This is a genomic window from Rhizobium sp. FKL33 (assembly GCF_005222915.1).
In the GTDB taxonomy this organism is placed as follows: domain Bacteria; phylum Pseudomonadota; class Alphaproteobacteria; order Rhizobiales; family Rhizobiaceae; genus Rhizobium_E.
On sequence record NZ_STFX01000009.1, the window covers coordinates 220,944 to 244,356 of the forward strand.

Annotated in this window: 30 protein-coding genes and 1 tRNA gene; 10 read left to right on the plus strand and 21 right to left on the minus strand. The window is 59.9% G+C overall.

Translation table 11 applies throughout. The features are described from left to right. Positions 1 to 322: 322 nt before the first annotated feature. The 4 genes from E8Q41_RS07195 to E8Q41_RS07210 all read right to left on the minus strand — a co-directional run bounded on the left by E8Q41_RS07195 (position 323) and on the right by E8Q41_RS07210 (position 2,869). Positions 323 to 1,576 (minus strand): sigma-70 family RNA polymerase sigma factor, encoded by a 1,254-nt coding sequence (locus E8Q41_RS07195; RefSeq protein ID WP_137154830.1) that lies wholly within the window; start codon positions 1,574 to 1,576, stop codon positions 323 to 325. Positions 1,577 to 1,579: 3 nt separating this feature from the next. Continuing rightward, positions 1,580 to 2,002 (minus strand): YciI family protein, encoded by a 423-nt coding sequence (locus E8Q41_RS07200; RefSeq protein ID WP_137154831.1) that lies wholly within the window; start codon positions 2,000 to 2,002, stop codon positions 1,580 to 1,582. 97 nt (positions 2,003 to 2,099) lie between these two features. After that, positions 2,100 to 2,465 (minus strand): DUF423 domain-containing protein, encoded by a 366-nt coding sequence (locus E8Q41_RS07205; protein ID WP_137154832.1) that lies wholly within the window; start codon positions 2,463 to 2,465, stop codon positions 2,100 to 2,102. Further along, on the minus strand, positions 2,462 to 2,869 hold the full coding sequence (locus E8Q41_RS07210) for a group II truncated hemoglobin (protein ID WP_137154833.1): 408 nt from the start codon (positions 2,867 to 2,869) through the stop codon (positions 2,462 to 2,464). Before E8Q41_RS07210 ends, E8Q41_RS07205 begins: the two co-directional genes overlap by 4 nt. A 217-nt stretch (positions 2,870 to 3,086) precedes the next feature. On the opposite strand from E8Q41_RS07210, the gene E8Q41_RS07215 reads away from it, so the two are divergent. The 4 genes from E8Q41_RS07215 (at position 3,087) to E8Q41_RS07230 (ending at position 5,836) form a co-directional block, all read left to right on the plus strand. Beyond that, positions 3,087 to 3,875, plus strand: coding sequence for a ThuA domain-containing protein (locus E8Q41_RS07215; protein ID WP_137154834.1), 789 nt, complete (start codon positions 3,087 to 3,089; stop codon positions 3,873 to 3,875). 18 nt (positions 3,876 to 3,893) lie between these two features. Next, positions 3,894 to 4,940, plus strand: a complete 1,047-nt coding sequence (locus tag E8Q41_RS07220; protein WP_137154835.1) for a Gfo/Idh/MocA family oxidoreductase — start codon at positions 3,894 to 3,896, stop codon at positions 4,938 to 4,940. 137 nt (positions 4,941 to 5,077) lie between these two features. Beyond that, a tRNA-Arg gene (locus tag E8Q41_RS07225) sits at positions 5,078 to 5,154 on the plus strand. 445 nt (positions 5,155 to 5,599) lie between these two features. Then, entirely contained in the window at positions 5,600 to 5,836 is a 237-nt protein-coding gene (locus tag E8Q41_RS07230) for a hypothetical protein (RefSeq protein ID WP_137154836.1), read from the plus strand. Positions 5,837 to 5,875: 39 nt separating this feature from the next. Here E8Q41_RS07230 and E8Q41_RS07235 read toward each other — a convergent pair whose 3' ends face one another. The 5 genes from E8Q41_RS07235 to E8Q41_RS07255 form a co-directional block, all read right to left on the minus strand. Beyond that, positions 5,876 to 6,343, minus strand: coding sequence for a YccF family protein (locus E8Q41_RS07235; RefSeq protein ID WP_137154837.1), 468 nt, complete (start codon positions 6,341 to 6,343; stop codon positions 5,876 to 5,878). Between the two features lie 312 nt (positions 6,344 to 6,655). After that, the gene (locus E8Q41_RS07240; protein WP_137154838.1) at positions 6,656 to 6,985 is read right to left on the minus strand and encodes a phage holin family protein; all 330 of its coding nucleotides are present in this window, start codon (positions 6,983 to 6,985) and stop codon (positions 6,656 to 6,658) included. 6 nt (positions 6,986 to 6,991) lie between these two features. After that, positions 6,992 to 7,390 carry a hypothetical protein gene (locus E8Q41_RS07245; protein ID WP_137154839.1) on the minus strand — a complete coding sequence of 133 codons (399 nt, stop codon included), beginning with the start codon at positions 7,388 to 7,390 and terminating at the stop codon, positions 6,992 to 6,994. Positions 7,391 to 7,574: 184 nt separating this feature from the next. Further along, positions 7,575 to 9,413 carry a prohead protease/major capsid protein fusion protein gene (locus E8Q41_RS07250; protein ID WP_137154840.1) on the minus strand — a complete coding sequence of 613 codons (1,839 nt, stop codon included), beginning with the start codon at positions 9,411 to 9,413 and terminating at the stop codon, positions 7,575 to 7,577. Beyond that, positions 9,414 to 9,833, minus strand: a complete 420-nt coding sequence (locus tag E8Q41_RS07255) for a hypothetical protein (protein WP_137154841.1) — start codon at positions 9,831 to 9,833, stop codon at positions 9,414 to 9,416. A 248-nt stretch (positions 9,834 to 10,081) separates the two neighbouring features. On the opposite strand from E8Q41_RS07255, the gene E8Q41_RS07260 reads away from it, so the two are divergent. After that, positions 10,082 to 10,654, plus strand: a complete 573-nt coding sequence (locus E8Q41_RS07260; protein WP_137154842.1) for a Panacea domain-containing protein — start codon at positions 10,082 to 10,084, stop codon at positions 10,652 to 10,654. 473 nt (positions 10,655 to 11,127) lie between these two features. Here E8Q41_RS07260 and E8Q41_RS07265 read toward each other — a convergent pair whose 3' ends face one another. The 8 genes from E8Q41_RS07265 to E8Q41_RS07300 all read right to left on the minus strand — a co-directional run bounded on the left by E8Q41_RS07265 (position 11,128) and on the right by E8Q41_RS07300 (position 15,812). Further along, on the minus strand, positions 11,128 to 11,322 hold the full coding sequence (locus tag E8Q41_RS07265) for a hypothetical protein (RefSeq protein ID WP_137154843.1): 195 nt from the start codon (positions 11,320 to 11,322) through the stop codon (positions 11,128 to 11,130). 434 nt (positions 11,323 to 11,756) lie between these two features. Continuing rightward, entirely contained in the window at positions 11,757 to 12,029 is a 273-nt protein-coding gene (locus E8Q41_RS07270) for a hypothetical protein (RefSeq protein WP_137154844.1), read from the minus strand. 15 nt (positions 12,030 to 12,044) lie between these two features. Further along, positions 12,045 to 12,284 (minus strand): hypothetical protein, encoded by a 240-nt coding sequence (locus E8Q41_RS07275; protein WP_137154845.1) that lies wholly within the window; start codon positions 12,282 to 12,284, stop codon positions 12,045 to 12,047. 420 nt (positions 12,285 to 12,704) lie between these two features. Next, a complete protein-coding gene (locus E8Q41_RS07280) occupies positions 12,705 to 13,157 on the minus strand; it encodes a winged helix-turn-helix domain-containing protein (protein WP_137154846.1) in 453 nt (150 codons plus the stop codon). Continuing rightward, positions 13,154 to 13,441 carry a hypothetical protein gene (locus E8Q41_RS07285; protein WP_137154847.1) on the minus strand — a complete coding sequence of 96 codons (288 nt, stop codon included), beginning with the start codon at positions 13,439 to 13,441 and terminating at the stop codon, positions 13,154 to 13,156. Before E8Q41_RS07285 ends, E8Q41_RS07280 begins: the two co-directional genes overlap by 4 nt. Positions 13,442 to 13,712: 271 nt before the next feature. After that, positions 13,713 to 13,928 carry an AlpA family phage regulatory protein gene (locus E8Q41_RS07290; RefSeq protein WP_137154848.1) on the minus strand — a complete coding sequence of 72 codons (216 nt, stop codon included), beginning with the start codon at positions 13,926 to 13,928 and terminating at the stop codon, positions 13,713 to 13,715. A 70-nt stretch (positions 13,929 to 13,998) separates the two neighbouring features. Further along, positions 13,999 to 14,604: a hypothetical protein gene (locus E8Q41_RS07295; RefSeq protein WP_137154849.1), complete on the minus strand. Its 606-nt coding sequence runs from the start codon at positions 14,602 to 14,604 to the stop codon at positions 13,999 to 14,001. Further along, positions 14,601 to 15,812, minus strand: a complete 1,212-nt coding sequence (locus E8Q41_RS07300; protein ID WP_137154850.1) for a site-specific integrase — start codon at positions 15,810 to 15,812, stop codon at positions 14,601 to 14,603. The genes E8Q41_RS07295 and E8Q41_RS07300 overlap by 4 nt, the downstream gene beginning before the upstream one ends. A gap of 277 nt (positions 15,813 to 16,089) precedes the next feature. On the opposite strand from E8Q41_RS07300, the gene E8Q41_RS26100 reads away from it, so the two are divergent. Continuing rightward, positions 16,090 to 16,212 carry a hypothetical protein gene (locus E8Q41_RS26100; protein WP_281405298.1) on the plus strand — a complete coding sequence of 41 codons (123 nt, stop codon included), beginning with the start codon at positions 16,090 to 16,092 and terminating at the stop codon, positions 16,210 to 16,212. 57 nt (positions 16,213 to 16,269) lie between these two features. Here the strand turns inward: E8Q41_RS26100 and E8Q41_RS07305 are convergent, their stop codons facing one another. Both E8Q41_RS07305 and bdcA read right to left on the minus strand, forming a co-directional pair. After that, positions 16,270 to 17,220 (minus strand): MYG1 family protein, encoded by a 951-nt coding sequence (locus E8Q41_RS07305; protein ID WP_137154851.1) that lies wholly within the window; start codon positions 17,218 to 17,220, stop codon positions 16,270 to 16,272. Positions 17,221 to 17,401: 181 nt separating this feature from the next. Further along, positions 17,402 to 18,115, minus strand: coding sequence for an SDR family oxidoreductase (gene bdcA / locus E8Q41_RS07310; protein ID WP_137154852.1), 714 nt, complete (start codon positions 18,113 to 18,115; stop codon positions 17,402 to 17,404). A gap of 73 nt (positions 18,116 to 18,188) precedes the next feature. On the opposite strand from bdcA, the gene E8Q41_RS07315 reads away from it, so the two are divergent. Next, on the plus strand, positions 18,189 to 18,782 hold the full coding sequence (locus E8Q41_RS07315) for a TetR/AcrR family transcriptional regulator (RefSeq protein ID WP_137154853.1): 594 nt from the start codon (positions 18,189 to 18,191) through the stop codon (positions 18,780 to 18,782). 170 nt (positions 18,783 to 18,952) lie between these two features. On the opposite strand, the gene E8Q41_RS07320 is transcribed toward E8Q41_RS07315, so the two are convergent. After that, positions 18,953 to 19,639, minus strand: a complete 687-nt coding sequence (locus tag E8Q41_RS07320) for a hypothetical protein (RefSeq protein ID WP_137154854.1) — start codon at positions 19,637 to 19,639, stop codon at positions 18,953 to 18,955. Between the two features lie 298 nt (positions 19,640 to 19,937). Here E8Q41_RS07320 and fhuF point away from each other — a divergent pair, with 298 nt between their 5' ends. Both fhuF and E8Q41_RS07330 read left to right on the plus strand, forming a co-directional pair. Continuing rightward, positions 19,938 to 20,714, plus strand: a complete 777-nt coding sequence (gene fhuF, locus E8Q41_RS07325; protein WP_137154855.1) for a siderophore-iron reductase FhuF — start codon at positions 19,938 to 19,940, stop codon at positions 20,712 to 20,714. Positions 20,715 to 20,808: 94 nt separating this feature from the next. After that, on the plus strand, positions 20,809 to 21,117 hold the full coding sequence (locus tag E8Q41_RS07330; protein ID WP_137154856.1) for a hypothetical protein: 309 nt from the start codon (positions 20,809 to 20,811) through the stop codon (positions 21,115 to 21,117). Here E8Q41_RS07330 and E8Q41_RS07335 read toward each other — a convergent pair. After that, positions 21,114 to 21,989, minus strand: a complete 876-nt coding sequence (locus E8Q41_RS07335; protein WP_137154857.1) for a DMT family transporter — start codon at positions 21,987 to 21,989, stop codon at positions 21,114 to 21,116. The two genes, E8Q41_RS07330 and E8Q41_RS07335, sit on opposite strands and share 4 nt — an antisense overlap. A 211-nt stretch (positions 21,990 to 22,200) precedes the next feature. On the opposite strand from E8Q41_RS07335, the gene E8Q41_RS07340 reads away from it, so the two are divergent. Then, positions 22,201 to 23,220: a hypothetical protein gene (locus E8Q41_RS07340; RefSeq protein ID WP_137154858.1), complete on the plus strand. Its 1,020-nt coding sequence runs from the start codon at positions 22,201 to 22,203 to the stop codon at positions 23,218 to 23,220. Positions 23,221 to 23,413: the final 193 nt, after the last annotated feature.

Below are 23,413 nucleotides of genomic sequence, written 5' to 3' on the forward strand. Positions count from 1 at the left end.
TTTGAAACGGCTGACCTATTCGAAGCCGAAGACATGCTTCCCGAAGTTTCAGAGTTTGCCCTCTGGGCCGACATGGCGGTAGAGAGTGCGCGCTCGATTCCAAGATCCTTGCAAAGCTTGCAACGGGATATTTCGCGCCGCGCCATGGATGCTTGCGCGAGACGCTACTCAGCTTGATGAGAGCGAATATTCGCCCGCCTTTTGTCCGCAAGCTCTGGCGAATTCCCGGAAAACACCGGTTCACCGGAAATGCGCAGCTTTTTGATTTGTCGGAATGTCCAACGCCGAAGCGCTGCCACTTCGATTGGAAATGCTCCGGTGTTCAGTTTCTGCACTGCGCCTGCCGCGCTGCGAGAAAATCGCGCTCGCGGTTGTTGCTCGCCAGCCTCGCGGCGGTTTCGAAGGCGCGCTCGGCCTCGCGCCAGCGCCCAAGGCGAAACAGCGCGTCGCCGCGCGCGGCATGCAGCGGGGCATGGGCTTCAAGGTCTTGCAGGCCGTCCATGCCGTCGATCAGTTCAAGGGCGACGGCCGGCCCGCGCGCCATTCCGGCTGAGATGGCGTGGTTGAGCGCCACGACCGGCGAGGGATTGAGCGCCAACAGCGCAGCATAGGTCGTTTCGATCTTCGGCCAGTCCGTGTCTTCCCAACGCCGCGCGCGGGCATGGCAGGCGGCGATCTCGGCCTGCAGCCGGTAGAAGCCCGGCTTGGACGCAAGAGACCGCGCCCGTTCGAGCGACGTCAGCCCCTGATGGATCAGAAACCGATCCCAGCGACTGCGATCCTGCTCGGGCAGAGCGACCAGATTGCCGTCTGCATCGACGCGTGCTGCGAAGCGCGACGCCTGAAGATCCATGAGCGCCAGAAGCGCCAGCGCCTCCGCTTCGTTCGGCAGACGGGCGGCGAGCATGCGGCCGAGTCTTCGCGCCTCGCCGGCGAGATCGGCGCGCAGCGCCGCATTGCCGCCGGTCGGCGCATAGCCTTCGTTGAAGATCAGATAGATCACCTCCAGCACTGAACCCAGTCGCCTTTCGAGCTCCGCGCCGCGCGGGATCTCATAGTCGGCGCCGGGTCGGGAAAGCGTCGCCTTGGCCCTGACGATGCGTTGCGCCATGGTCGGTTCCGCGATGAGAAAGGCGCGGGCGATTTCCGCACTGGTCAATCCACAGACCAGTTTCAGCGTCAGCGCCGCCCGGGCGTCGGGGGTGAGCGCCGGATGGCAGGCGGTGAAGATCAGCGACAACACCTCGTCGCCGACATCATCATCGATCGAAGCCTCCAACGCCGCAATCGCCGCCCCGCCGTCATCCTCGGCCCCTGCCAGTTTCAGATGTTTTTTCTCCGCCATTCTGACATGGCGGAGATGGTCGATCGCCCGGCGCTTGGCCGTCGCCATGAGCCAGGCCTGCGGCGAGGCCGGCGGGCCGCGCTTCGGCCAGTCGATCAGCGCCTGGGTCATCGCATCCTGGGCGATGTCCTCGGCGAGCGCCGCGTCGCGCAGCATCCGGGCGAGCGTCGCGATCAATCGCGGACGCTCGATGCGGAACACGGTGTCGATCAGGCGAGGGATGTCCTGCACGGTTCAGCCTTTCTGAGAGGCCTCCTGCAATCGGTCATGCAAGGCTGCGGTTTCCGCCGACATGGCTTCGGCAAAGTCCGCCATTTCGTAGAGCGGGCGGATCTCGATCTCGCTCGGGCCCAACATCGGATTGGGGCAACGTTTCACCCATTCCACCGCTTCATCGAGATCGCGGACTTCCCACAGCCAGTAGCCGGCCACCAGTTCGCGGGTTTCAGCGAAGGGGCCGTCGATCACCCGACGGTCCGGTCCGTCGAAGGCGATGCGTTTGCCTGCTTTCGACGGCTTCAGCCCGTCGCCGGTCAGCATCACCCCGGCCTGGATGAGTTCTTCGTTGAACTTGCCCATGGCCTGCATCAATTCGTCGGACGGCAGAATGCCGTTTTCGCTGTCTTCGGTGGCTTTCACCAGCACCATCACGCGCATCGTCTTTCTCCTCTGATCCGGAAGGTCCAAGCCTTCCACTCCCCAGACGAGCGACTATGGCGATATTCGACAGGCCGTGAAACTTTTTTTGAGAATGTTACTGACCGCGCGCGGGGGCGAAAGCGCCGGCCGCCACCGCGATCCAGCCTAGGATCATCATCATCCCGCCTGTGGGCGCCGACATCGGGAAGAGGCCATGCCCCATGCGGGTGCGAAACAAGAGGTCGCCCGCAAACAACAGGCAACCCAAGCCGATGAGCAGGCTGGCGACAAAGGCGGTGCGGATGCGTTGATAGCCGAGATAGAGGCCGAGAAGCGCCGGCGCCTGCGCCATGCAGGCTGCGGCGGCCGCGCCGATCAACCGGGGATCGCCGCCATGGGCGGCCATGGCCGACAGCGCCACGCCGGTCGCGCCAAGGCTGCCTGCCAAAAACAGCACGATGCGGGGATAGATCTCTTTCATGCCGGGCCTCCCGCCTCGTCTCGGTTCTGCATGTGAAAGGCCAGCCGTTCGATCGGCGCCCAGATGATCTCGCGCAGCTTGGGATGGCTGATGGTGTCATCCATCGCCTGCTTGAAGCACAGTATCCATTCGTCGCGTTCGGCCGGGCCGATGGGCGCGACGAAATGCCGGGCGCGCAGCCGGGGATGGCCGTATTTGTCGGTATAGAGCGGCGGGCCGCCGAGATAGCCGGTCAGATATTCGTAGAGTTTCTCTTCGGCGCGGGAGAGATCCGGCGCATGGATCGCCCGGCAGCGCGCCGCCTCCGGCAAAGTGTCCATCAGTTCATAGAACCGACGGGTCAGCGCTCTTATGGTCGCATCGCCGCCGATGGCTTCATACAGGGTGATCGTCTCTTCGCTCATGCGCCTTCTTTGGGCCGGCGGGCGCTGTGCGTCAATGCGGCAAATCAATCCCGATCCCGCTCGGCATGCGACAGTCAAAAATATTTTCGACGCGAGGCTGGAATTTGAAGGCGAGGGGCCTTGCAAGCGGAATGGCGACTGCGTAACGTCAGGAAAAATTGAAAGCGGTTTCAATTTCTGCCGTCATTCCCGATCAGCCGTTCCAATGGAGGAAACAATGGCCGTCCGCACCATCGTCTGGGGCGAAAACATTCACGAGCAGACCAATGAGGTCGTGCGCTCGATCTATCCCGAAGGCATGCACAACACGATCGCCAAGGCCCTGAACGTCGATCCCGCGATTTCCGCGACGACCGCGACCCTGCAGGAGCCCGAGCATGGCCTGAGCCAGGCCCGCCTCGACGAGACCGACGTGCTGGTCTGGTGGGGCCACAAGGATCACGGCGCGGTGGCCGACGAGATCGTCGAGCGCGTCGCCCATCGGGTCTGGGAAGGCATGGGCCTGATCGTGCTGCATTCCGGCCACTTCTCGAAGATCTTCAAGCGGCTGATGGGCACGCCCTGCGCGCTGAAATGGCGCGAGGCCGGCGAACGCGAGCGCGTCTGGAACGTCAATCCCGGCCATCCGATCACCGACGGCATCGGCGAACATTTCGTCATCGAGAACGAGGAAATGTATGGCGAGCACTTCTCGGTGCCCGAGCCGCTCGAAACCGTGTTCGTCTCCTGGTTCCAGGGCGGCGAAGTGTTCCGCTCCGGCCTGACCTGGCGGCGCGGCCTGGGCAATATCTTCTATTTCCGCCCGGGGCACGAGACCTATCCGACCTATCACCAGGCCGAGGTGCAGCAGGTGATCCGCAATGCGGTGAAATGGGCCAAGCCCACACGCGCCACGCCCTACAAGGCGATCCACGACGCGCCGAACGTTCCCGTCGGTAAGACGCTGGAGCCGGTCGAAGAGCGCGGGCCCACACTGCACCAGGCCGGCGAAGCCGGTTATCGCTGAGATCAGGGGATCGTTTCAATGCGACTTTTGATTCTCGGCACCGGCGGCATGGCGAAGAACCACGCCATGTCTTTCAAGGCGATCGACGGCGTCGAGGTGACGGCGGCGGTGGATGTGGACGCCGCCCGCGTGGAAGCCTTCGCGCTGACCCATGGCATTGCCAACACCTTCACCTCGCTCGAAGACGCCATCGCCTGGGGCGAATTCGACGCGGTGGCCAATGTCACCCCCGACCGCGCCCATCACCCCACCACCATGCGGCTGATCGCGGCCGGCAAGCACCAGTTCTGCGAAAAGCCGCTCGCAGAAAACTACGATCTCGCCATGGAGATGACCGAGGCGGCCGAAAAGGCCGGCCTCATCAACATGGTCAATCTCAGCTATCGCAATGTCGCGGCGCTGCAGACGGCGCGGGCCATGGTGCGCGCAGGCGAAATCGGCTTCGTCAAACATGTCGAAGCCTCCTATCTGCAGAGCTGGCTGATCTCGAAAGCCTGGGGCGACTGGCGGACCGAAAGCCAGTGGCTGTGGCGGCTCTCCACCGCGCATGGCTCAAACGGCGTGCTCGGCGATATCGGCATCCATATCCTCGATTTCGCCTCCTACGGCTCCGGCCTCGACATCGCCCATATCTTCGGCCGGCTCAAAACCTTCGACAAGGCCGAAGGCGGCAAGATGGGCGACTATGTGCTCGACGCCAATGATAGTTTCACCATGTCGGTGGACTTCTCCAACGGCGCGCTCGGCGTCATCCACGCCACACGCTGGGCGGCCGGCCATTACAACGATCTCAAGCTGCGCATCTATGGCGACAAGGGCGGCATCGAGATCGACCACAAGCTGACCGGCACCAGGATGCGGGCCTGCTATGGCGACAATGCCGAAACAGCTGAATGGATCGACATCGAGCCAGAGCCGACGCCCACCAACTACCAGCGCTTTGCGGACGCGGTGAAGACGGGCGTCAACGGCGAACCCGACTTCCGCCACGCCGCCAGCCTGCAGAAGGCGCTGGACCTCGCCTTCATCACCGAAAAGGAGCGCGCCGAACACGCGCTACTCTGATCATTAAACATCCGGGGCCGCCCGCCGGCCCCGGCTCCGCCCGCCGCCCTCGCAACAATCCGCATTTTCACCATTGAAGACCGGCCGCGACTGGGCTAAGACCACATCATCGGACGCGGAGATTCTCCGCAAGGCATGCACCCGTAGCTCAGCTGGATAGAGTGTTGGATTCCGATTCCAAAGGTCACAGGTTCGAATCCTGTCGGGTGCGCCACTTTTATCCCTCAAGCAATTGAAATTATTAACTAAAGTGATTTCAGATCACTCGTGACCATAAATCTGTTCATAACGGTTTGATTGGTTGGGCAGCGCCCTGGGGCATGCGATTTCATGCGGTAGTATGGCGGCCGGGTAGGGTACTCACCTGCGGAACGAGATACGTGCGCATGTCGTCACGCGCGACAAAAGAAAACGCATCCAATCGGGATGGTCGCTGTTTGGTCGCGAGGCGCGTCCTTGGGGCCATCTCAGGCCGGACAATGGCCGTCAGGTAGGGCAGTAGCCGGGCACCGCGTCGCCTTCGGAAAACCCCGCCGTGGGCGCCTCTATTGAGGAAAGCGGGCTGGTCGGATGGCGGCCGGCGGGGCGAAAGCGAGATTGTCCTTTTCCCCGTTGGCATGATGCCGGTATTATCGCTTGGTGACTTTTACGATGGGAGGATGCTGGAAATGACAGTGTTTCGAATCGAGGAAATTCCTGGGCCGAACGGGGGACTTGATGGCCGAGAAGTAAACATCGTTTTGGAATTTGAGCGAGATGCGGTCAAGAGGAACGCGACCGTCTCATATATTGCGATGAACATGGTCAGAGAGTGGGAAGACGAAATTCTGCGGTTGGGCTTCGACCAATCGTTTGTAGAAGAGGTCAGGCGCGAGATCGGCAAAAAACCACGTTAGCCGCGAAGCCGCCGGCCTCTTTCTATCGCGCCTGTCGCGCTACCCTCTGTATCGAGCCAACGATTTCGCTGCATTCTCGCTTCGGGCCAAGTCAGCAACTTCACGTGGGACCACGCGCCTGCCAATCGGCCAAAGGGATATCCCTGCCAGCTTGAAACACTGCAAGCCGAACGGGATTCCGATCAGCGTTATGCAGAACATGCAGCCGGCGATGAGGTAATAAATGAACAGCGCCAAGCCGAAGGTGCATGCCCACAGGATGTTGAACAAGAACGCGACCGTTCCAATCGCAATCCCTGCCGCGCCGCTGTCCTTCTGGTCCAGTTCTCGGATGTGAACCACATCCTTTCCGAATGGCCACGCGGAAAGCTTCGCCATCTCAATGGCCGATCTGGTCAAAGGTAGGCCCACGATGCTTATCGCAAACACCAGGGCGCCGACCAACCATATCAGTCCGGTAATTGCCCCACCGAAAACGAACCAGATCACATTGCCCGCAAACCGCATTGCCTCCCTCCGACGATGTTTTTCAAAAGTTGTAATCTCCGGACGCAGAGAGTCAACGTTGCAGGGCTACGGTCAAAGCGCTTTCCAGCGGAAAAATCATAAAATAATAAAATTCAATATTTACAATAAACGATATTTTTCTCGGAGTTGTATATTAGATGATCAAGAATTGGGTTGGAACGATGCGCGCACAAAAAGAAAACGAAGTCAGCAACGAATGCAATGGACGTTGCTATGTCCAGAACGTAGCTCTCTATGCTTTTGCGCTTCTCTTTGGAATCTTGATGTACCCCATCGTGTAAAGATGCTGTTCTATCCGGCGGGTGGCGGCAGTTTTGACAGCCAGCGCTGAAAAAGCACTTCGATGCCACGCGGCCCGAGATAGGCTAGACCGCCGACCACGGCCGGGCGCACGGATGAATCAACGCCGAAATATGACGCGATCGCTTCGCCGAACATCCCCAGAGCCACAGCAGCCGGCAATTCATAGAGCAGTTCCCAACCCCAGAATTTCCGTCGCTGGTTTCTGGCTTCGTTGCCGTGAAACATCAACCTGGCGCATGCCGCAACTATGAGGCTGCTGCCAGCGCCGCCGAGCCAATAGGAAACAGCGTCGTGGAGGGATTGGAATTTCTCGGACATGGCGGCTTACCCGGCGACCTTGACCAGGCGCAGGACGACCCTCGACATACCATCTGGCTCGACGGCCGAAACCTCGAACTTCCGCAGGTCGTCCAGTTGGATGCGATCACCCTGGCGCGCTTGGCTGACGAGCGGATATCTGGCCTTGTCGACCGACAGCTCGAAGCGGTCGCCGGCTGACAATGTCTGCAAATCGTTGCCGCTGCGATCCCGCCGGCCGATCTCGACTTCGGAATATGCGGGGCCCTCGTCAAATATGCCCTTCCCCTCCCACTCGGCGCGGTCGGGGTCAGGACCGGGGCGACCGTTTGGCGTCTTGAGGCCGGGCGCATATGTGAAGCGAACCGAATATGCGCGGTCGGCGGTGCGGCTGACGATCTTGTCGAGGCGGTCGAAAATGCTCATGGCGGAATCCTTTGGGAGTTTGCCCCCGCTTTCCGGGCGGGGGACTTACCTCGGTCGTCTGAGAGACGGTAGGCTTACGGGTGATTGTTTCTGAATCGCCATGATCACCGGCACGACGCCGCCCCCACTTTCGCAGGGACAGAAGCGCGAGAAGCTGAAGGATCAGCCGCCCGCGGAAATCTTATCAGCTTGCCGGGCCGGCGTTCTTGTACCAGCCGCGATGATCGACGAAGCCGCAGCCGAAATCCAATCTGATTTTGATTTCGAGGCCATCGCGGTCAAACCCGTACCTCTCTTCGAACTCTGGGCCTTGGCTGCCGGCCAGATGACCGAACTCGAGGCCGTTGACGCTGCTCGGATCTGCGGCCAAATACCAGGCCTTCGGATCGGTCAGGCGCGGTTCGACGACAAGCGCGAGGCGGCCGGAGAACGGATTGCTGTTCTCGACAGAGGTTGCGGCGATTTCAGCAAGAAGCTGCTCGCCTGCCGTTTCCAGTTCCGGCGGGACGATTAGATACTTGGGAGCGACGCCGATCAGTTCGCCGGCGTCGTCAACCTGTTTACGGAAGGCAAGCCGGGCAGCCGATAAGCTGAGAACGCCCATGGTGGCACCCGTGGCGGCCAGATTCTTGTGGTTGGCATGGAAAAGCGCCACGTTGTCGCCCATCTTTGGGTTGCTTTCGAGCAGCGAGGCAAGGAGCCTGCTTTCGGTCTCGGAGGCCTTCCGGCCGAGCTTCGCAGCCAGATCGCTGAACGCGCCGAGCTGATCGTTGAGTATCATCGCGCGGCTCAGGCCGAAAACTTTTCCGTAGGTGTCGAGTTTCCACGACTCTGCCGCTTCTTTGAAGGTGCCGCGCTTGTATTCGCCGGTCTCAGAAACCCGCTCGAGATCGCTGAAACCAGATACCCGGATCGAGGACTTGGCCCGGAAATCGGGTAACGTGACCTTGCGGCCGACAGCCTTGAGGGCCGAACCTGCTTCGGCGTAGGAGTCGAGAAGGATCTGTTGGCCAAGACCGCTGAGGGCAAGCGGGAAATCGCTGCCGGTGTGCAGGGCGCGCTGCAGGACCGTGGAGGCGCTTTCGCCGCGGGTCGAGCCGCCTGCGGCCTCTACAGCGTGACGGGCGAGTTCGACCAGGGAGAGACCGACGAATTCGCGGCTGGCGGCCTGGGGCGCATGGCTCGGGTTTACGCGGGCCTTCATGGCGTCGGCCATCGCTTGGGCGCGGGTCATACCGCCGACGAGGCGGTGGTCGTCCATCGAGCGGATCGGGAACGTGGGCGACTCTTCTTGCCGCGCAATCATCGCATCCAGGGCGCGGGCGCGGAAGGCTTCGACCGACATGCCGCTGTCGATCGCAGCGTCGAGGTCGTCGTCGCTGAGCTTGGCCGCCCGTGCGAGATGACGGAGGTTCTTGACGCGGGTGCGCTCGGCGACGGTGTCGGCTCGGGCGGCGGGTTCGTTGGTCAGGACTTCAGACATTTGCAGGGATTCCTTTTGAGGTTCGGAGCGAGAGAAGGCGCCGGCATCCGCCGGGATCGCGACGACGGAAATTTCCATCGGCTCCCAATCCGTCGCGCGTAGCGTCGGCAGGGTCTTTTGGTTGCCTTCGATTTTCTCGTAGCGGTGGATTTTGTAGCCAACTGGGATCTGGATCGGATGGCCGTCGACCAGGTCTTGGTAGATCGCTTCTGCAGCCTGATTGCGCGAAAGCTTGACGCGGGCATAGCCCTTGCCCCCGGCAATCTTTACGGAGTCGGGAATGACAGTCCCAAGTCGGGCTGCCATCTTCTCGTTGTCGTGGCTGTCCAGGAGGGACATGCCGGACTTGAACCGATCCATGCGGATTGCCTTGGGCTCCATGGAGAGTTCCTCCATGTAATAGCCCTCGTCCCACGAATAGCGCTTTACTGCGGCGCCAGTGGACCACACGACTTCGACGGAGCGATCTTCGGGGTCGAAGCTGGCGACGGAACCGGCTTGTGGGGCCCGGCGGGTGAACGTTTCGAGAAGCGCGCTCATTTACGCGGCCTCCTTCTGATTGTTGATACTGGTTTTCAGGCGTTCCAGGCGCTCTCTGGCGCGGTCTGCGACTTCTCTCAGATCGATCACGGCACATAGCCCGAAGGCCGCCACGATCGAAGAAAGGTGCCTTTCTGACAGCGCAGCCATGCGGGCCTCGCCGCCTTTAGCCGTGAAAAACGTCAGCCAGACCGGGCGGCCGCGACCCGCGACATATCGGGCTTCGCACTGAAACTCGCACAGGGTTTCGACTGCGACGGTTGACGCGAAGCCAAGCGTCATCAACTCGGCGACCATCAGCAACAAGAGGGCGTCGCTTTCGGTCATCCGGCCTTCACGTCCAAGGGCGCGGACCCACCGGCTGATGCTCATTTCGGAGACGCCAAGCTCGGCGGCGAGGTGCGACTGCTTCAGTTTCACGGGCGACACCTATCGATTTGGGTGATCAATTCCGCGAAAGAATAACCGATGTTGATGAATATTGATAGTCTGAGATTATCGATATTTGTCTTTCGATAGGAATTTCATATGATGCGCCGCCAATACTGAGGCCGATGATCGGTCGATAAACTGCAGACCATATTCACGGAGGAATATTGCGTTAACGAATAAAGAGGCTATATGTCTGACAATGAAAGGCGGAAGACGTAACCGCTGAAGGATCTCCCATGGCGTATGAGGCGAGGAAAGCAGCGCAGCTTATTGCGTACCTGATTAAGAAGTCGGGCGGACGGTCGCTCAACCTTCTGAAAACGGTGAAGCTTGTCTACTTGGCCGACCGCGAAAGTGTTGCGCGGTACGGATTCCCCATTTTGGACGAGCCGCGCTATTCGCTCGACCATGGCCCGATCAACTCGAAGACTTTGAACCGGATCAATGGGGGCTTCAATTCCGAAATTGAAGAACTGGACTGGTCCGAATATCTAACCGACCGGGAACACAACGAGATCGGCCTAAGCGCCGAAGGCGTTTCCCTTGATGATTTGGACGAACTAAGCGAAGCCGACATTGAATGTTTGGATGCGGTTTGGGAGCGGTTCGGCCATATGACGCCCTCGGGGCTTCGCAACTGGACGCATGATAACTTGCCGGAATGGCAAGACCCGAACGGCGGGCGGATACCAATCACCATGCTCGGCATGATGCGCGGAATCGGAATTGACGACGCCGAACACATGGCTCGCTTGAACGAAAGCTTCAAAGACGTTGACCTTGCTTTCGCAATGGCGCGGGCGGGCTGAGTGATTGCACGGGCAGGGACTCTTTTAATTCCATCAGGTACGGCAAATAGGCCGGGACTTCATCACTTACACGTCGTTTGCACCGATCCATGCGCAAATGGTTTGCAGGTAATAGTGTCTGTAACCACATGGACGAACAACCTCTGCGACCCAACCTGCATCCTTCAAGCGCACGAGCACCCATTCCTGCAGCATAAATCTTGGGTGATTTACCGCAAGAGCCAGTTGGAACAGGCTGCGGCGCTGGACAACGGTGTGACGAAAGGGATCTTCAGACAACTCGCGCCTATGAACGGCCAAACCTTCTTGCGAATTCGCAACGGGATTTGCACGAGCCCTCAGACGCCTCGCAAAATCAAACAGTATATGGGCTGCTCGGAGCCGGTAGAAGGCCAGCCTGTCGAAGGCGAATGTGAAGTCGGGCCGGCCTGACTTTCGCAGGAGATGTGTGAGAGGCACCCCCCCTTTTTTGACTAGACGCGGGCTTGCAGCGTGACGTGGGTCACGTAGGACTTGCAGGTTTGGATGATCCGCCACTGGTCGCGGCCGGTTTTGCCGGAAATCCAGCCATCTGCGGAGAGCTGTTGCAAGTGGCGCTCGCTCACTCCGAGTAGTTCCGCCATGCCCTTGGTGCTGATTGTGGTGCTCTCGTTAAGCTCTTGTTCCATCGTCATTTTCCTTTCAAAACGAAACCGAATCGCATTTTGAGATTCTCAAAAAACGCTCATTGAATGCGCTGCCACCGACCCGCGAGGCCCTCACATGGGGTTAAGAGAACCTGACCCTGGGGGTGGGGTGATGCCTTCGAGGGCTTCGACGGCGTTGGCGATCTGCAGGCGCCAAGCTGCGGCCTGATGGTCGCCTTGGGCGGCGAGGTGCTCAGCAGCCTGGCGCAGAGCGAAGCCGCTTGCGCCGTGATCCTCGGGGCGTGTGGTGTTGCGGTGGAGGTGCCGAGCGACATCCGCGGGAGGTTCTCCGGTCAACCGGTCGACGGCCACGCTCAACCAAAGGCGATGCGAGCGTGTCGCCTTCTCCCATCGGCTGCGGCTGATCCCCGCCGCTACCCACGGCGCACCCGGCGTCCTATCAACGGGCCGGCGACTCATTGCAGCGTCCTCCCGGCTGTCGCCGCTTCGGCGGCATCGATCTCGCGGACCATGGCAACGAGGCTTTCGGCGGCCGCGATTGCTTTGTCTTCATCATCAAACACGGCTTGCACGGTCTGGAAACCGCCGGCCTCAGTCGTGACGGCAAATCGCCTCTTCGGCTGTTGCTCAAGGCGGTGTTCCTGCCCGTTGATTACGGCGATCTGGGCGATGACATCGAGCGGAATAACGGTGACTCTTACGCTGCGGTCGTTCGAATGGGTGGTCATGGGGATCTCCATTGTTCAGCTGCCGTAGCCGGCGCGCTGTGCAAGCAAGTCGTGAGCGTAGGCGAGCGCGGTGTCTGTCATAGGCGTGACTGCCAGCGCTTGTCGGATGGAATCGCTCTCATCGAGCGCCTCGGACAATTCCCGGCTTTTGTCGTCAAGCAGCGTTCTGGCGAGACAGTCATGGGCAACCACGCGCCAGTTGAGCGCAGCGCGGACTATTCGCCGCAGGGCGTGTTCTTGGGTGGTCAGGCTCATGCTGTTCCTCCCGCTATACGCAGCTTGGCGCTTTCTGCCATGACGGCTTGGAGGAAGCGGTCGGCTTCTCTCACGGCTGCGGTCTCAGCCACCCCTCTGCGGGTCAAGACGCCGATAAGGGTAGTGCGCGTCATTTCGAGGTAGTGCGAGCGGTGGCGAGAAGTACGGCACTTGGCCAACTTTCCAGCTGTGTCCAACACCTTTGCTGCCCGTTTGGACGGCGGGAACGGCAGGACGACCGCAGGCTCATTGATTTGGCGATGACCGCGGTCAAAGTCGGGCATGACAACGACGGTGCAGGTCGGTGATGCACGTTGAGTAATCATCAGCGTTCCCTCCCTCTGGTAGATCTATATGTGTACCCGTGGTGAGACCGTGAGAGTGCCGAAAATGGGCTTAACGGTTTCATGAGAAGGACGGTCATGCGCAGATTCCTCCCATTTTCAGGGGCTGCTGTCCCTCTGGTGAGACTGTGTGTCCTCGTAGTGAAACCGTGTTTTTTTCTCGCCACCGCATAAATTGCGTGGTGGGAAGCTCGCCGGTCACGTCGCAGGTAAATTCTGTCAGTCGCCATTCCGTCGCTGCTCGATACTTCAGATTGAATGTCGCTTTCTTCACGGGGTCGACAAAGCCCTTCTCGCATAAGGCCTCGATCGCACGCGATGCGGTCGCCTTCGAGATGTTCAGTGCCTCTGCCAATTCGCGGCAGCTCAAGGCAATACGCCCGTTGTTGAATCCGTCGTATCGCCATTTGAACTCCAGGTACGCGGAGCGCTCGACAGTGCTTAGGCTTCGGAATGCTTGAGAGGTGAAGATGTACCCGTCAATCATCAGGAACTTGGCGCGTCCCTTGCGCTTAAGGCGGTTGCTCATGAGCACGCCTCCGCCTGAAGTTCACGCAGCGCCTCATCGGCCATCGCAGTCGACAGCCCGGGTCCACAGATGACGACGCCATCGGCGGCGCGGATCTGCCAGCCACCAGGATTGCGGCGTGTCTTTTCAGCCCGGAGCCCAAGGCGCATAGCGAGACGGCGCAAGCGCTGTTCGCCGGCGAGAGTCCTGCGCCGGCCGAGCTCGCTGTAGCTGTAGCAAATCGCGCGACTGACCCGCAGCCGGACATGGAGCGGCGTTTGCCGAAGGCTGGGGAAGAGCGTCATGACGCGTCCTCCATCTCAAAGCTCGCGCCTTCCGCGCCAGAAGCTTCCAGGAGAGCCTTTTTCCTCGATCCCGCGGTGTAAGGGTGCCGACCTGCCCGGAAGGGCCAGAGAGCGCATTTGATCGCTTCGCAGCGCTGAACCTCGGATGGTTGCTGGCAGCAGCAATCCAAACATTTCTCTCGGATGGCCCGCATGGGCGACTTTTCGCGGTGACCGGCCTCGGCTGCGATCGCCGCGCTAGGGGGCCACACTGATGCAAAGTGGGTTCGAGTCATCGTGCGCCGCTCCCGCTTTTGTGTTGGCGAGCGGCAATACGCGCCTCGATCCAGGCGACGACTTCGTCGCGCACAAATGCGATCCGTTTTTCGCCGAGATTGACGGCCTGGGGAAAGCGACCTTCTGCGCGATACCGATTTACAGCCGTGCGGCTAAGCGAAGTCAGCTCGCAGGCGGCGTTAAGGGAAAGTAGTCTGGGGGTCTCGGTCATTGTGGGGCCTCGTCTTTGTCGAACAAGGCAACTTTCCCGCAAACAACCGATTTTACCTATGCGGCCAACATCAGCTTTTCAGGTCGCTCGCTGCACACTCAATTTCAGCACGAATAAGGTCGATCTCAGCCAAGCGCATCTGGTTCTGAAATGAAAGCCAATCCGTGATTGCTTGCCGCATTGCAACTTTTTCGTTTGCGGCGACACATACGGGCGCAATTGCCGCACGGAAGAATGCGGCGCTCGGAGAGTCTGAATCCGACAAGCTAACATAATCCGTTGTCGGGATCTGGGCTTTGCCATTATCCGCAAGCGCCTCGGCGAAAACACCGAATGCATCGACAAAAAACATCCGGCGTGCCAGCCGGTCTCTCACGTTGCTTTCCGCTATGCGAAGCTCGAATTGCCAACGATCAATCTCTGTGGCAATTCTCGTGCGGTGCTGTTCGTCAGATGGTCCATCAAGCATAGAGGCGACCAATTTGAGCGCTTCCAGTTTCTTGCGAACGCCATCCGCCGTGGTCATGCGCTTCCGCCTGATATAGCGACAAGCGCAGCCTTCGAGAACCGCGATGATCTCGTCGTCTGTAGCCTTTTGTGTTCCGAAGTGGACTGCGCCCTGAAGAGAGGCGAGGATGGCGTGGCGTTGGTCGGCATCATACGTGAACAAGTTCATGACGCGCGCTCCAAGCGAACAACCCCATCCGGCGCGCCGACGACATATGCTGCCCAAGTGTCCATTAACTTACGGCGCTTTTCGAGCGCATCACCTCGCCGATAAGCTCTTTCGACACTATCGCCCACCGCATGTGCCAACGCAGCTTCTGCCACCTCTCGCTGAAAACTGGTGCTTTCTGCCACCCAATCCCGGAAGGCGCTACGGAAACCGTGGACAGTGTACTTGCCGCCTTCCGCAGCTTTCAGCGCCTTCGACAACGTCATGTCTGACAGGGGCGCATTTCCCTTCGTGCCGGGAAAGACGAGGTCATTGATTTGCCGGGTTCGCATATCCTCAAGGATGGCGACGGCGCGAGCCGAAAGGGGAACGCGATGTTCCCGGCCAGCCTTCATTCTCGCTGCGGGAATAGTCCAGACCTTCGCCATCAAGTCGATTTCCGCCCATGTGGCACCCCGCGCCTCGCCGGAACGGGCGGCCGTCAAGATTGTGAACTCCAGCGCCCTGGCGCCCACGCCTCCCACTGCCCCGAGCTTCTTGAAGAAGCTGGCGACCTCACTGAATGGCATAGCAGCATGATGGCCCCGCACCAATTTTTTCGGGGGCGGGAGGATCTGGTCGAGATGGCCTTTCCATTCAGCCGGGTTATCGCCCGATCGGAGCCCGCGGGCCTTCGCATGGTCAAGAACAAGCTTCACGCACTCTCGAATGTTCCCGGCTGTCTCCGGCTTGTCTGCCCACATCGGACGGATGACCTTGAGCACGTCTTCGGTAGACACGGCCTCTACCGGCACCTTGCGAATGTCTTTCGTGTGAATCTTTGCGAAGCGCTCCCATTTCGCGAGGGTTTTGTCCGACTTCCATTTCGGCTGCATAGCGGCAATGTACTCGTCGGCAATCTGCCCAAACGATGCCAATTTCACGGCCGCCTTGCGTTCACTCAATTCCGTCTTTGGGTCGCCACCCGCGCCAATTATCTGACGGCACTCTTGTGCCTTGGTTCGTGCTGCAGCGAGCGAGACATGGCCGGCGCCGGCGCCGTAGGGGCCAAGACCAATCTCTCGCCGGATACCATATCGGCGCCAGACAAATATCCATGACCGGCTACCGGACGACTGCACGCGGAGATAAAGCCCGTCGCCGTCACCGTGTACGCCCGGCTTCGAAATGCTCTTGATCTTGGAATCAGTGAGTTTGTGTCGCGCCACCGTTCATAACCTTTTTCATAACCGATGGTGTTTCCATCATGGTCAACCATTGCGACCATTTCGGCAAGAAAGTTATGAAAATCAAGGGGTTGGTTCCAATAAGGTCAGCAATATCAATTGATTGGCGCCTGTCGGGTGCGCCAAAAACTCTTTGAAATTATTGCGTAATTTTTGCTCTTAGTCGGCTGCGCTATGCGATGACTCCGAGAAAGATGCCGTTCACCCTTTCCTGCGAGAGGGAGCGCAAAGCTGGTCGATGAGGCGTTCGCCCGGCGGAATGACATACAGGAAGACGCTTGGCGCGGCAGATCATGACCAGGCAATCCAGCAGGCCTATGAGATCTGGCGCGAGCAAAGCTTCTGCGTCAAGCACGTGGGGCTGTCGCTGGACGGCCTGTGAGGATGCTGGCCGCCATTGTGTTGGCAGCCCCGTTCGCCCCTTCTTCAACGTCGAAGATCACCCAGCCGTAGCCGCTGGTTCTAAACCAACAGATATAGCCTCGCGCACGGCCAGTTCCGCCATGGCGAGCGCCGCCTCGCGCGTCGCGGCGGCGGCGATGAAGCGGCCATTATGGCAAAAACTCGCACCCTCTACGCCGCAAGCGGCCTCCAGATCGCGATTGGTCAGTCCAGCCCAAGATGCAGGCAGATCTGCCCGCAGTTCAAATCCCTCGTCCGCGCGTCGGATGCCGGTCAGGCACCAATCCTTGTCGCGCGGGTGAACGACAAACAGCAGATGATCAGCGCCCGCTTTCACGACGGCGGAGCGGAAGGGCATGCCCATAGGGAGTTCCAGAATGCGCCCCTGGCCCGCATCCTCGATCGCCTTTTGCACCAGCGCCTCGGCCCGCAATTTTGCCGCGCTTTGGGCAATCCTGGCCTCAACGAAACGACGAGCGATGGCGAGGGCGTTTTGGAATGCGCGATCTTCGGCATCCGGGTCCACCTCGTCGAAAACGGGTTTTAGGGTTTCCAGCAGAGCCGGTAACGTCAGCCCCGCCAGCGACCCCGCGATGGAGGGGCTGAGCGCGCCATTGTCCATAAGATCGATCGGCAAAACAAAGCTGGCGTCGAAAGAGGCGTGTAGGACCTCGATATGCGCTTCAGGAAGGTTTGAAGCGGCAAGATAGTCGCGGCCATATTGCTTCCAGATCAATCCGAACGAACTATAGGGTTGGCCATCCTCGCGCAGCGGAGCGCCGCGTTGATGGTGATCGAAGATCTGCGCGGCAGCGTCATAGACGCCGCCCACGTCGTAGATGATCCGGTCTTCACCGGGTGTGATCCATTCCGGCGCTCTGCTGCGGATCAGGCGGGCCTGCGGGAAAAGCCGGGTCAGGATCACGCTGGACAGCAGTTCGTCGGCATGGAAGCCACCGGAATGGGTAACAAGGAAATTCGGGATCATACGGGGATGCGCCTGTTGTTCGGGGTCAGCACCAGATAGACTGCGTTAGCCTTCATCTCAACCCGCCTTTCGCTCGGGATGTGTGAAAGAGCGTCCGTGCCGCGCAACTTTGCCATCGCGACAACACGGCTGCTGTCCTCATGCTATCCGCGTTCCGCGCCGTGTCCGCGTGGCGCTCCTGTCAAGCGCCGAACGCGCCGTCGATCGTGTGCATGGCTCCGGTCACGAATCCGGCCTCCGGGCCGGCGAGCCAGGCGACCATGCCCGCCACTTCTTCCGGGCGTCCATGGCGTTTGATGGCCATGAAACTGTGCATGAGGTCGCGCATCGGCCCGTTTTCCGGGTTCGCATCCGTATCGATCGGTCCGGGCTGCACGATGTTTATGGTGATCCCGCGTGGGCCGAAATCACGCGCCAGTCCTCGGGCCAGTCCTTGCAAGGCGGATTTGCTCACGGCATAGGACGCCATGCCGGGAACCGGCATGCGATCGCCGTTGACCGAGCCGATCACGATGATCCTACCGCCCTCGGGCATCTGCCGGGCCGCCTCGACCGAAGCGTGATAGGGAGTCTGGATATTGATCTGGAAGAGACGGTCGATGGCGTCGGCGTCTTGGTCAAGCGCATCGCCGAAGATCGCAATGCCCGCGTTCACCACCAATATGTCCAGCGGACCGCTGTCGCGGATCCGTGCGATCACAGCGTCGCGGTCGGCGCTGTCAGTCTGAACCGCGGTGCTGCCGGTTTCGGCGGCGAGCCGCTCGGCCGCGTCGCGCGAACCGGCAAAGGTAAAGGACACGTTCGCCCCTTCCATCGCAAACCGCCGGACGATAGAGGCTCCGATGCCGCGGCTGCCGCCGAGGACCAAGACTGTCTTTTTCTGAAAGAGAGGCATATCAGCTCCTTGCCATTTAATATAACGAGCGCTACATAAATCCTGCCCCCTATTGTCGTCAAGGTATTGTGTAGTGAATGATACAAAAAAATCCGGCCGACGTGGCCGTCCGCGCGGGTTCAATCCCGACGAGGGCGTGGCCCTGGCTCAGCGTCTTTTTCACGCGCGGGGATATGATGCGGTCGGCGTGGCGGAGTTGACGTCGGCGCTTGGCATCAACCCGCCTAGTTTCTACGCCGCCTTTGGCAGCAAGGCCGACCTGTTTTCACTCGCGCTCGATCGCTATGCAATCCACAGCGCCGTGCCTCTGGATGATCTGCTGTCGCCGGAACAACCCGTCGCCGCGGGTCTCGCCCGGGTGCTGGAAGAGGCCGCACGACGTTATGCGGCGGATCCCGCCACGGCTGGTTGCCTGGTTCTGGAAAGCGTTGGCTGCCATGACGAGACCGCGCGGGCGGCGGCGCAGGTTTTCCATCGCGCCGCTCTGGAGCGCTTGCGCGCGTTCATCGCGAACCGTCATCCCGACAAGGCCGAGCAAGTCACGGATTTCATCGGCGCGGTCATGGCCGGCCTTTCCGCGCGGGCCCGCGACGGGCTGGAGCTTGATCGGCTTCTGGCGGCTGCGCGCCTCGGCGCCGCCGCGATTGCCGAGGAGCTTTCAACCTGAGCCCCGGCAGGCTGGGACGGCACGGCTTTTCAATGGGCGCGCGACCCTGGCGGAGAAGCGGATGCGGATTGCGACATCCGGCCCTGTGGGCTGTCGCCTCGGTGACATGAGGTGACATGAGGCGATATGCGGCGACCGCTCGGCGCGAGCCGAAAGTCGCCGCTTCGACGTCAGATGAAATCGCTCTCGCCCACGTCGCTTGCCTTCACGCCCAGAAGCGTGATCGTGTCGCCGCCGCCGAAATCGATAACGGTGTTTGCGCCGGACTGCGTGATCGAAACCGGGGTCAGATCGGTGTCGATATAGTCCTGCGCCAGCCCTCCGCCGACCGCGTCGAAATCCGTGATCGTGTCTTTTCCGTCGCCGTCGCCAAAGATGAAGTGATCGGACGCGGCCTGACCGCTCAGCTTGTCATTGCCGGCGCCGCCTTCGATATGGTCCACGCCCCCTCCGGCCTTGATCGTATCCTTGCCGCCGCCGCCATAGATCGAATCTGCGATGAGTGTGCCGGTGATCACGTCATTGCCGCTGAGCGCGAATTCATAGGCTGCTTCGACGCCTTGCTTCTTGAGAATTCCGGCGAAGGTCTTCGCGTCGATTTCGACATCTTCGACTTTCACAAGCGGCGACGTGTTGCTGCTGGAAAAGGTGACGTCCGTCACGGTTCCGGCCGTGATCAGTCCCAGTTTGTTGACGCTCAGGTCCGAACCGATGATCTTGATTTTTTCGCCGCCGTCGCTGTCATTGTAGATGACGATGGTGTCCTTGGCTCTTTCCAACCCGATTTTGTTGGCGTTGTAGAACGAGTCCAATTCACCATATTTTCCAAGTTTGCTGTATAGGGTTACATTCGCCATGTGTTCCTCTCCTGCATCACGGAGCCGGTCCCGGTCCGGCTCGTCCCGACTTTTGTCATCGCTCCGGTCAGGGAGCCTTCGCCATGTTCAGGCGTACCGTAATTCTATGTTGGGAGGGACTGATGCGCGCAAGAGCAAATTTTAAACGTTTCTAAATTTATTTCGAAGCGTCTCCTGTTTCGACGCAGGCTGGATCAATTTCCGTATGAATCTCAAGAAAACATGATTTTAATCCTCATGTAATCTTGCGAGGGAGCGTCCCTGCGATTATGCCTTGGGCGCCGAGCAGGATGACGTCATGAGTGACATACCCGAACTTCTGACCTTCAACGAACGAGACCCGCATTGTCTCGAACTCGTCACTTCGGCTGGTCATGACTATTTGGCGGGCAAATTCCTTCTTACTGCGCCGGAGGACAAAATACGCACGCCGCTCTCCGCACTTCTCGATGAGGCCTGTTTCAGCGCGCTCGTGGCGTCGTTTTCGCAGAGATTTCCAGAGGTCGACAGGCGCGCTGCGACATCGCTGTGGAGCCTCTATTTTCTATCGACTGTGGGCATCGGCGCAATGATCGCGGCGATCGTCTATCGCGTGCGCTTGCCGCTCGGCCTCGACGAAGTCATCCTGCTTCATGATCGCAACGGGTCGCCCGAGGCGCTTCTCCTGCCGCATGGCGGCGTCCGGAGCGCGGAACCTGTTGGCGTCGAGGCGCTGCAGGGGCTTGTTCGGGAGCATTGCGAGCCGCTGATCGAGGCGATCGCCCGCGGTCAGAAAGTTTCCAAGCGGATGCTGTGGAACAATCTCGTCGTCTATCTCGACTGGGTGGTCCGTGAAATCGGCGCGCATATCGGCGAGGCGGCGGTCGCCGACATCCTGGAGGCGCTGCATGCGCCGGTGTTTGCCGACGGCTCCAAAAATCCTCTGAATGGTCTGCTGCGTCGCGATGAAACATCCGGCGAGCAGGTGCGCAAGGTCTGCTGCCTGCGCTATTGCGTGCCGGGCGTCGGCGGTTGCGGCGCCGTGTGTCCCTTACCCGAAGGTCGGGCTTCGGCCCAGGCGGTCGCGGCGGAGTAGCGGGCTTTTCCCCAGGCCCTGCGCTATCGGGCGTCATGCAAATGGCATAGTGTCGGGCTACTGACTCGCAAAGCACCAGAAAAGGAAGACAGCGATGATTGAACCGATGGGCGTCCTGATGCTCGGTTACGAAGGCGAGAACGAACTCAGCATTTTTCTGGGCGACGAGCATGACGACGTCGTCTTCCGCTTCATTACGCTGGTCGGCGGAACGAGCGGCGAAACGCTGCGCTTCGAGGCGAGCGACGGCATGACCGTCGGCGATTTCTTCGATGCGCTCGACGAAGAAGAAAGCGACACCGAAATCGCCATCCTCGATTTCCTCGAAAAGGAAAAGAACGCCGCCGTGCTCGTGGCCTTCGACGGCGAGCCGCGCATTTTCGCCGTCGACGGCGAAGACTAACCGACCGGCATGCGACGCCGCGCGGCCTCTCTCCACAGGGTGAAGAGGCCGGCGGCCACGATGATGAGGGAGCCAATCACGATGTTCGTCTTCAGGCTCTCTCCGAAGATGAAGACCCCGATGAAGGCCGACAGCATCAGCTGGTAATAGGCGATCGGCTGCACCAGCACCGCATCGAGATGGTCATAGGCCTTGATCAGGCAATAATGGCTGGAAATGCCGGTCAGGCAGAGCAGCGCCATCCAGCCCCAATCCCATCCCTGCATATTCGTCCAGAAGAACGGTCCGACTGCGGTTGCGAGCGCCGCGCCGGCAATACCCGTATAGAAGAAGCTGACGCCGGCGTCGTCGGTGCGGCTCGCAAGCCTCGTCGCCACGGAATAGGCGGCGTTGATCATCGCGGAAGCGAGCGGAATGAGCAGCGTCAGGTCGAAAGTGGCGGGATTGGGCTGCAGAATGATCAGCACGCCCACCATGCCCACGCCAATCGCGGTCCAGCGGCGCCATCCCACGACTTCGCCGAGGATCGGGACCGACAGCATCGCCACCACGAGGGGCGTGGCCGAAAAGATCGCCTGCGACTGGATCAGCCCCGCCACCCGGAAGGACAGGATGGTCACCATGATCTGGCTGGCGAGAAGCACGCCGCGCAATATCTGCAAATATGGCCGGTTGGCGCGGATCGCGCCCGTCAATCCCTTGCGTGATCGTGCCGCGACGATCGTGACAAAGCCGGCGAAGGCCCAGTAGCGGATCATCGTGATCATCAGCGGCGAATAGGCATGCGCGAGATGTTTTGAAATCGCGTCCTGGCAGGCGAAGACGGTGAAGGCCAGGAAGGCGAAGATGTAACCGGTCTTTTGTGCAGTCATGGGAGGCGCGTCACCGAATCCGTTTGTCCTCCCCGAGGCGTGATGGGCCTGTTCGGCGAGCAATTCAAGCTCTTTGATGATGGGGCGTCAGTATTGAATATTTATAAATCGTAAACCGGGTTTCGGGTGTGCTAATTAAGCGGTGGTCTGGTTTTCTTAGGGAAGGAGAAACCGCATGCGCCTCATTTTCACGAATACATCCGGAGCCGGCGTGCAGGCCGCGCTGACGGGCGGAGAAGATCTCTATCTGGCCGAGGGCGTCTATTTCGGCAGCACCAGTGGTTTCGCGATCACGAGCGCGGATTCCAATCACCGAATTGATATCTATGGAAGCGTCGTATCCAGTAACGGAATCAATTTGGGGGATACGGAGACGGATACGAATAACCGGATCTATATCCACGCCGACGGACAAATTCGGACCCCAGACGACAACCTGTCTTGGGGGGTCTATCTATACTCAAGTTCATCGAAAGTTACGAATGAAGGGATGATTGATGGGTATTATGGCGTGGCTTTCGGTGCGAATTCCGCATCGACAACATCTCGTCTGGTAAATTCTGGAATGATCGTTGGCGTAGACGCGACCTTTGGAACGGTCGCTCGAAACACCAATGCGAGTGAAACTATCATCGTCGACAATACCGGCACAATCCAGGGCGAAATCGCTTACAACGCGATTCTGGGCGCCGGCGTCGACATCATCAACAATTCAGGGACAATGATCGGTGATGTGCTCTTGTACGCCCTCGACGACAAATACAACGGCAAGAAAGGCTATGTGAACGGGATCGTCGACGGCGGCGATGGCGCTGACATTCTCAACGGCGGCGTCAAGCTCGACAATTTCGCCGGGGGCGTGGGCGCGGACACGCTCTACGGTTACCTCGGCAAGGACAAACTCGGCGGCGGCGGCGACGCCGACACGTTCATCTACAAGGCTGCGGCCGAATCCGCGGGCAAGGCGGTCGACATAATCTCGGATTTCACCAAGGCGGACGATGATCTGATCAACATCCACGCCATCGACGCCGACACGACCGCCAAGAACAATCAGGATTTCACCTTCATCGCCAACAACGCCTTTTCAGGCGATGCGGGCGAATTGCGGTTCAGCGTGTCTGGCGGCAACACCACGGTGCAGGCCGACATCAACGGCGACGGCAAAGCCGACTTCGTTCTCAAGCTGACGGGATCGATTTCGCTGGCGAGTTCGGATTTTCTGCTCTGAGATCCTAAAGGCGCGCCAGATATGTGCCGACGCTTGCGTCGCGCCGGCACGGGATGGCGACTTTAACCTGATAATCGGCTTTGCTTGATGCGTGCGATGACGCCTAGTTGTCGGCAGCCCGGCCACGAGCACGGACATCCCGTTTGCGCCTTGAAATTGGACCGAATGGAGGCGTCGTTCGGTGCAAATCAGT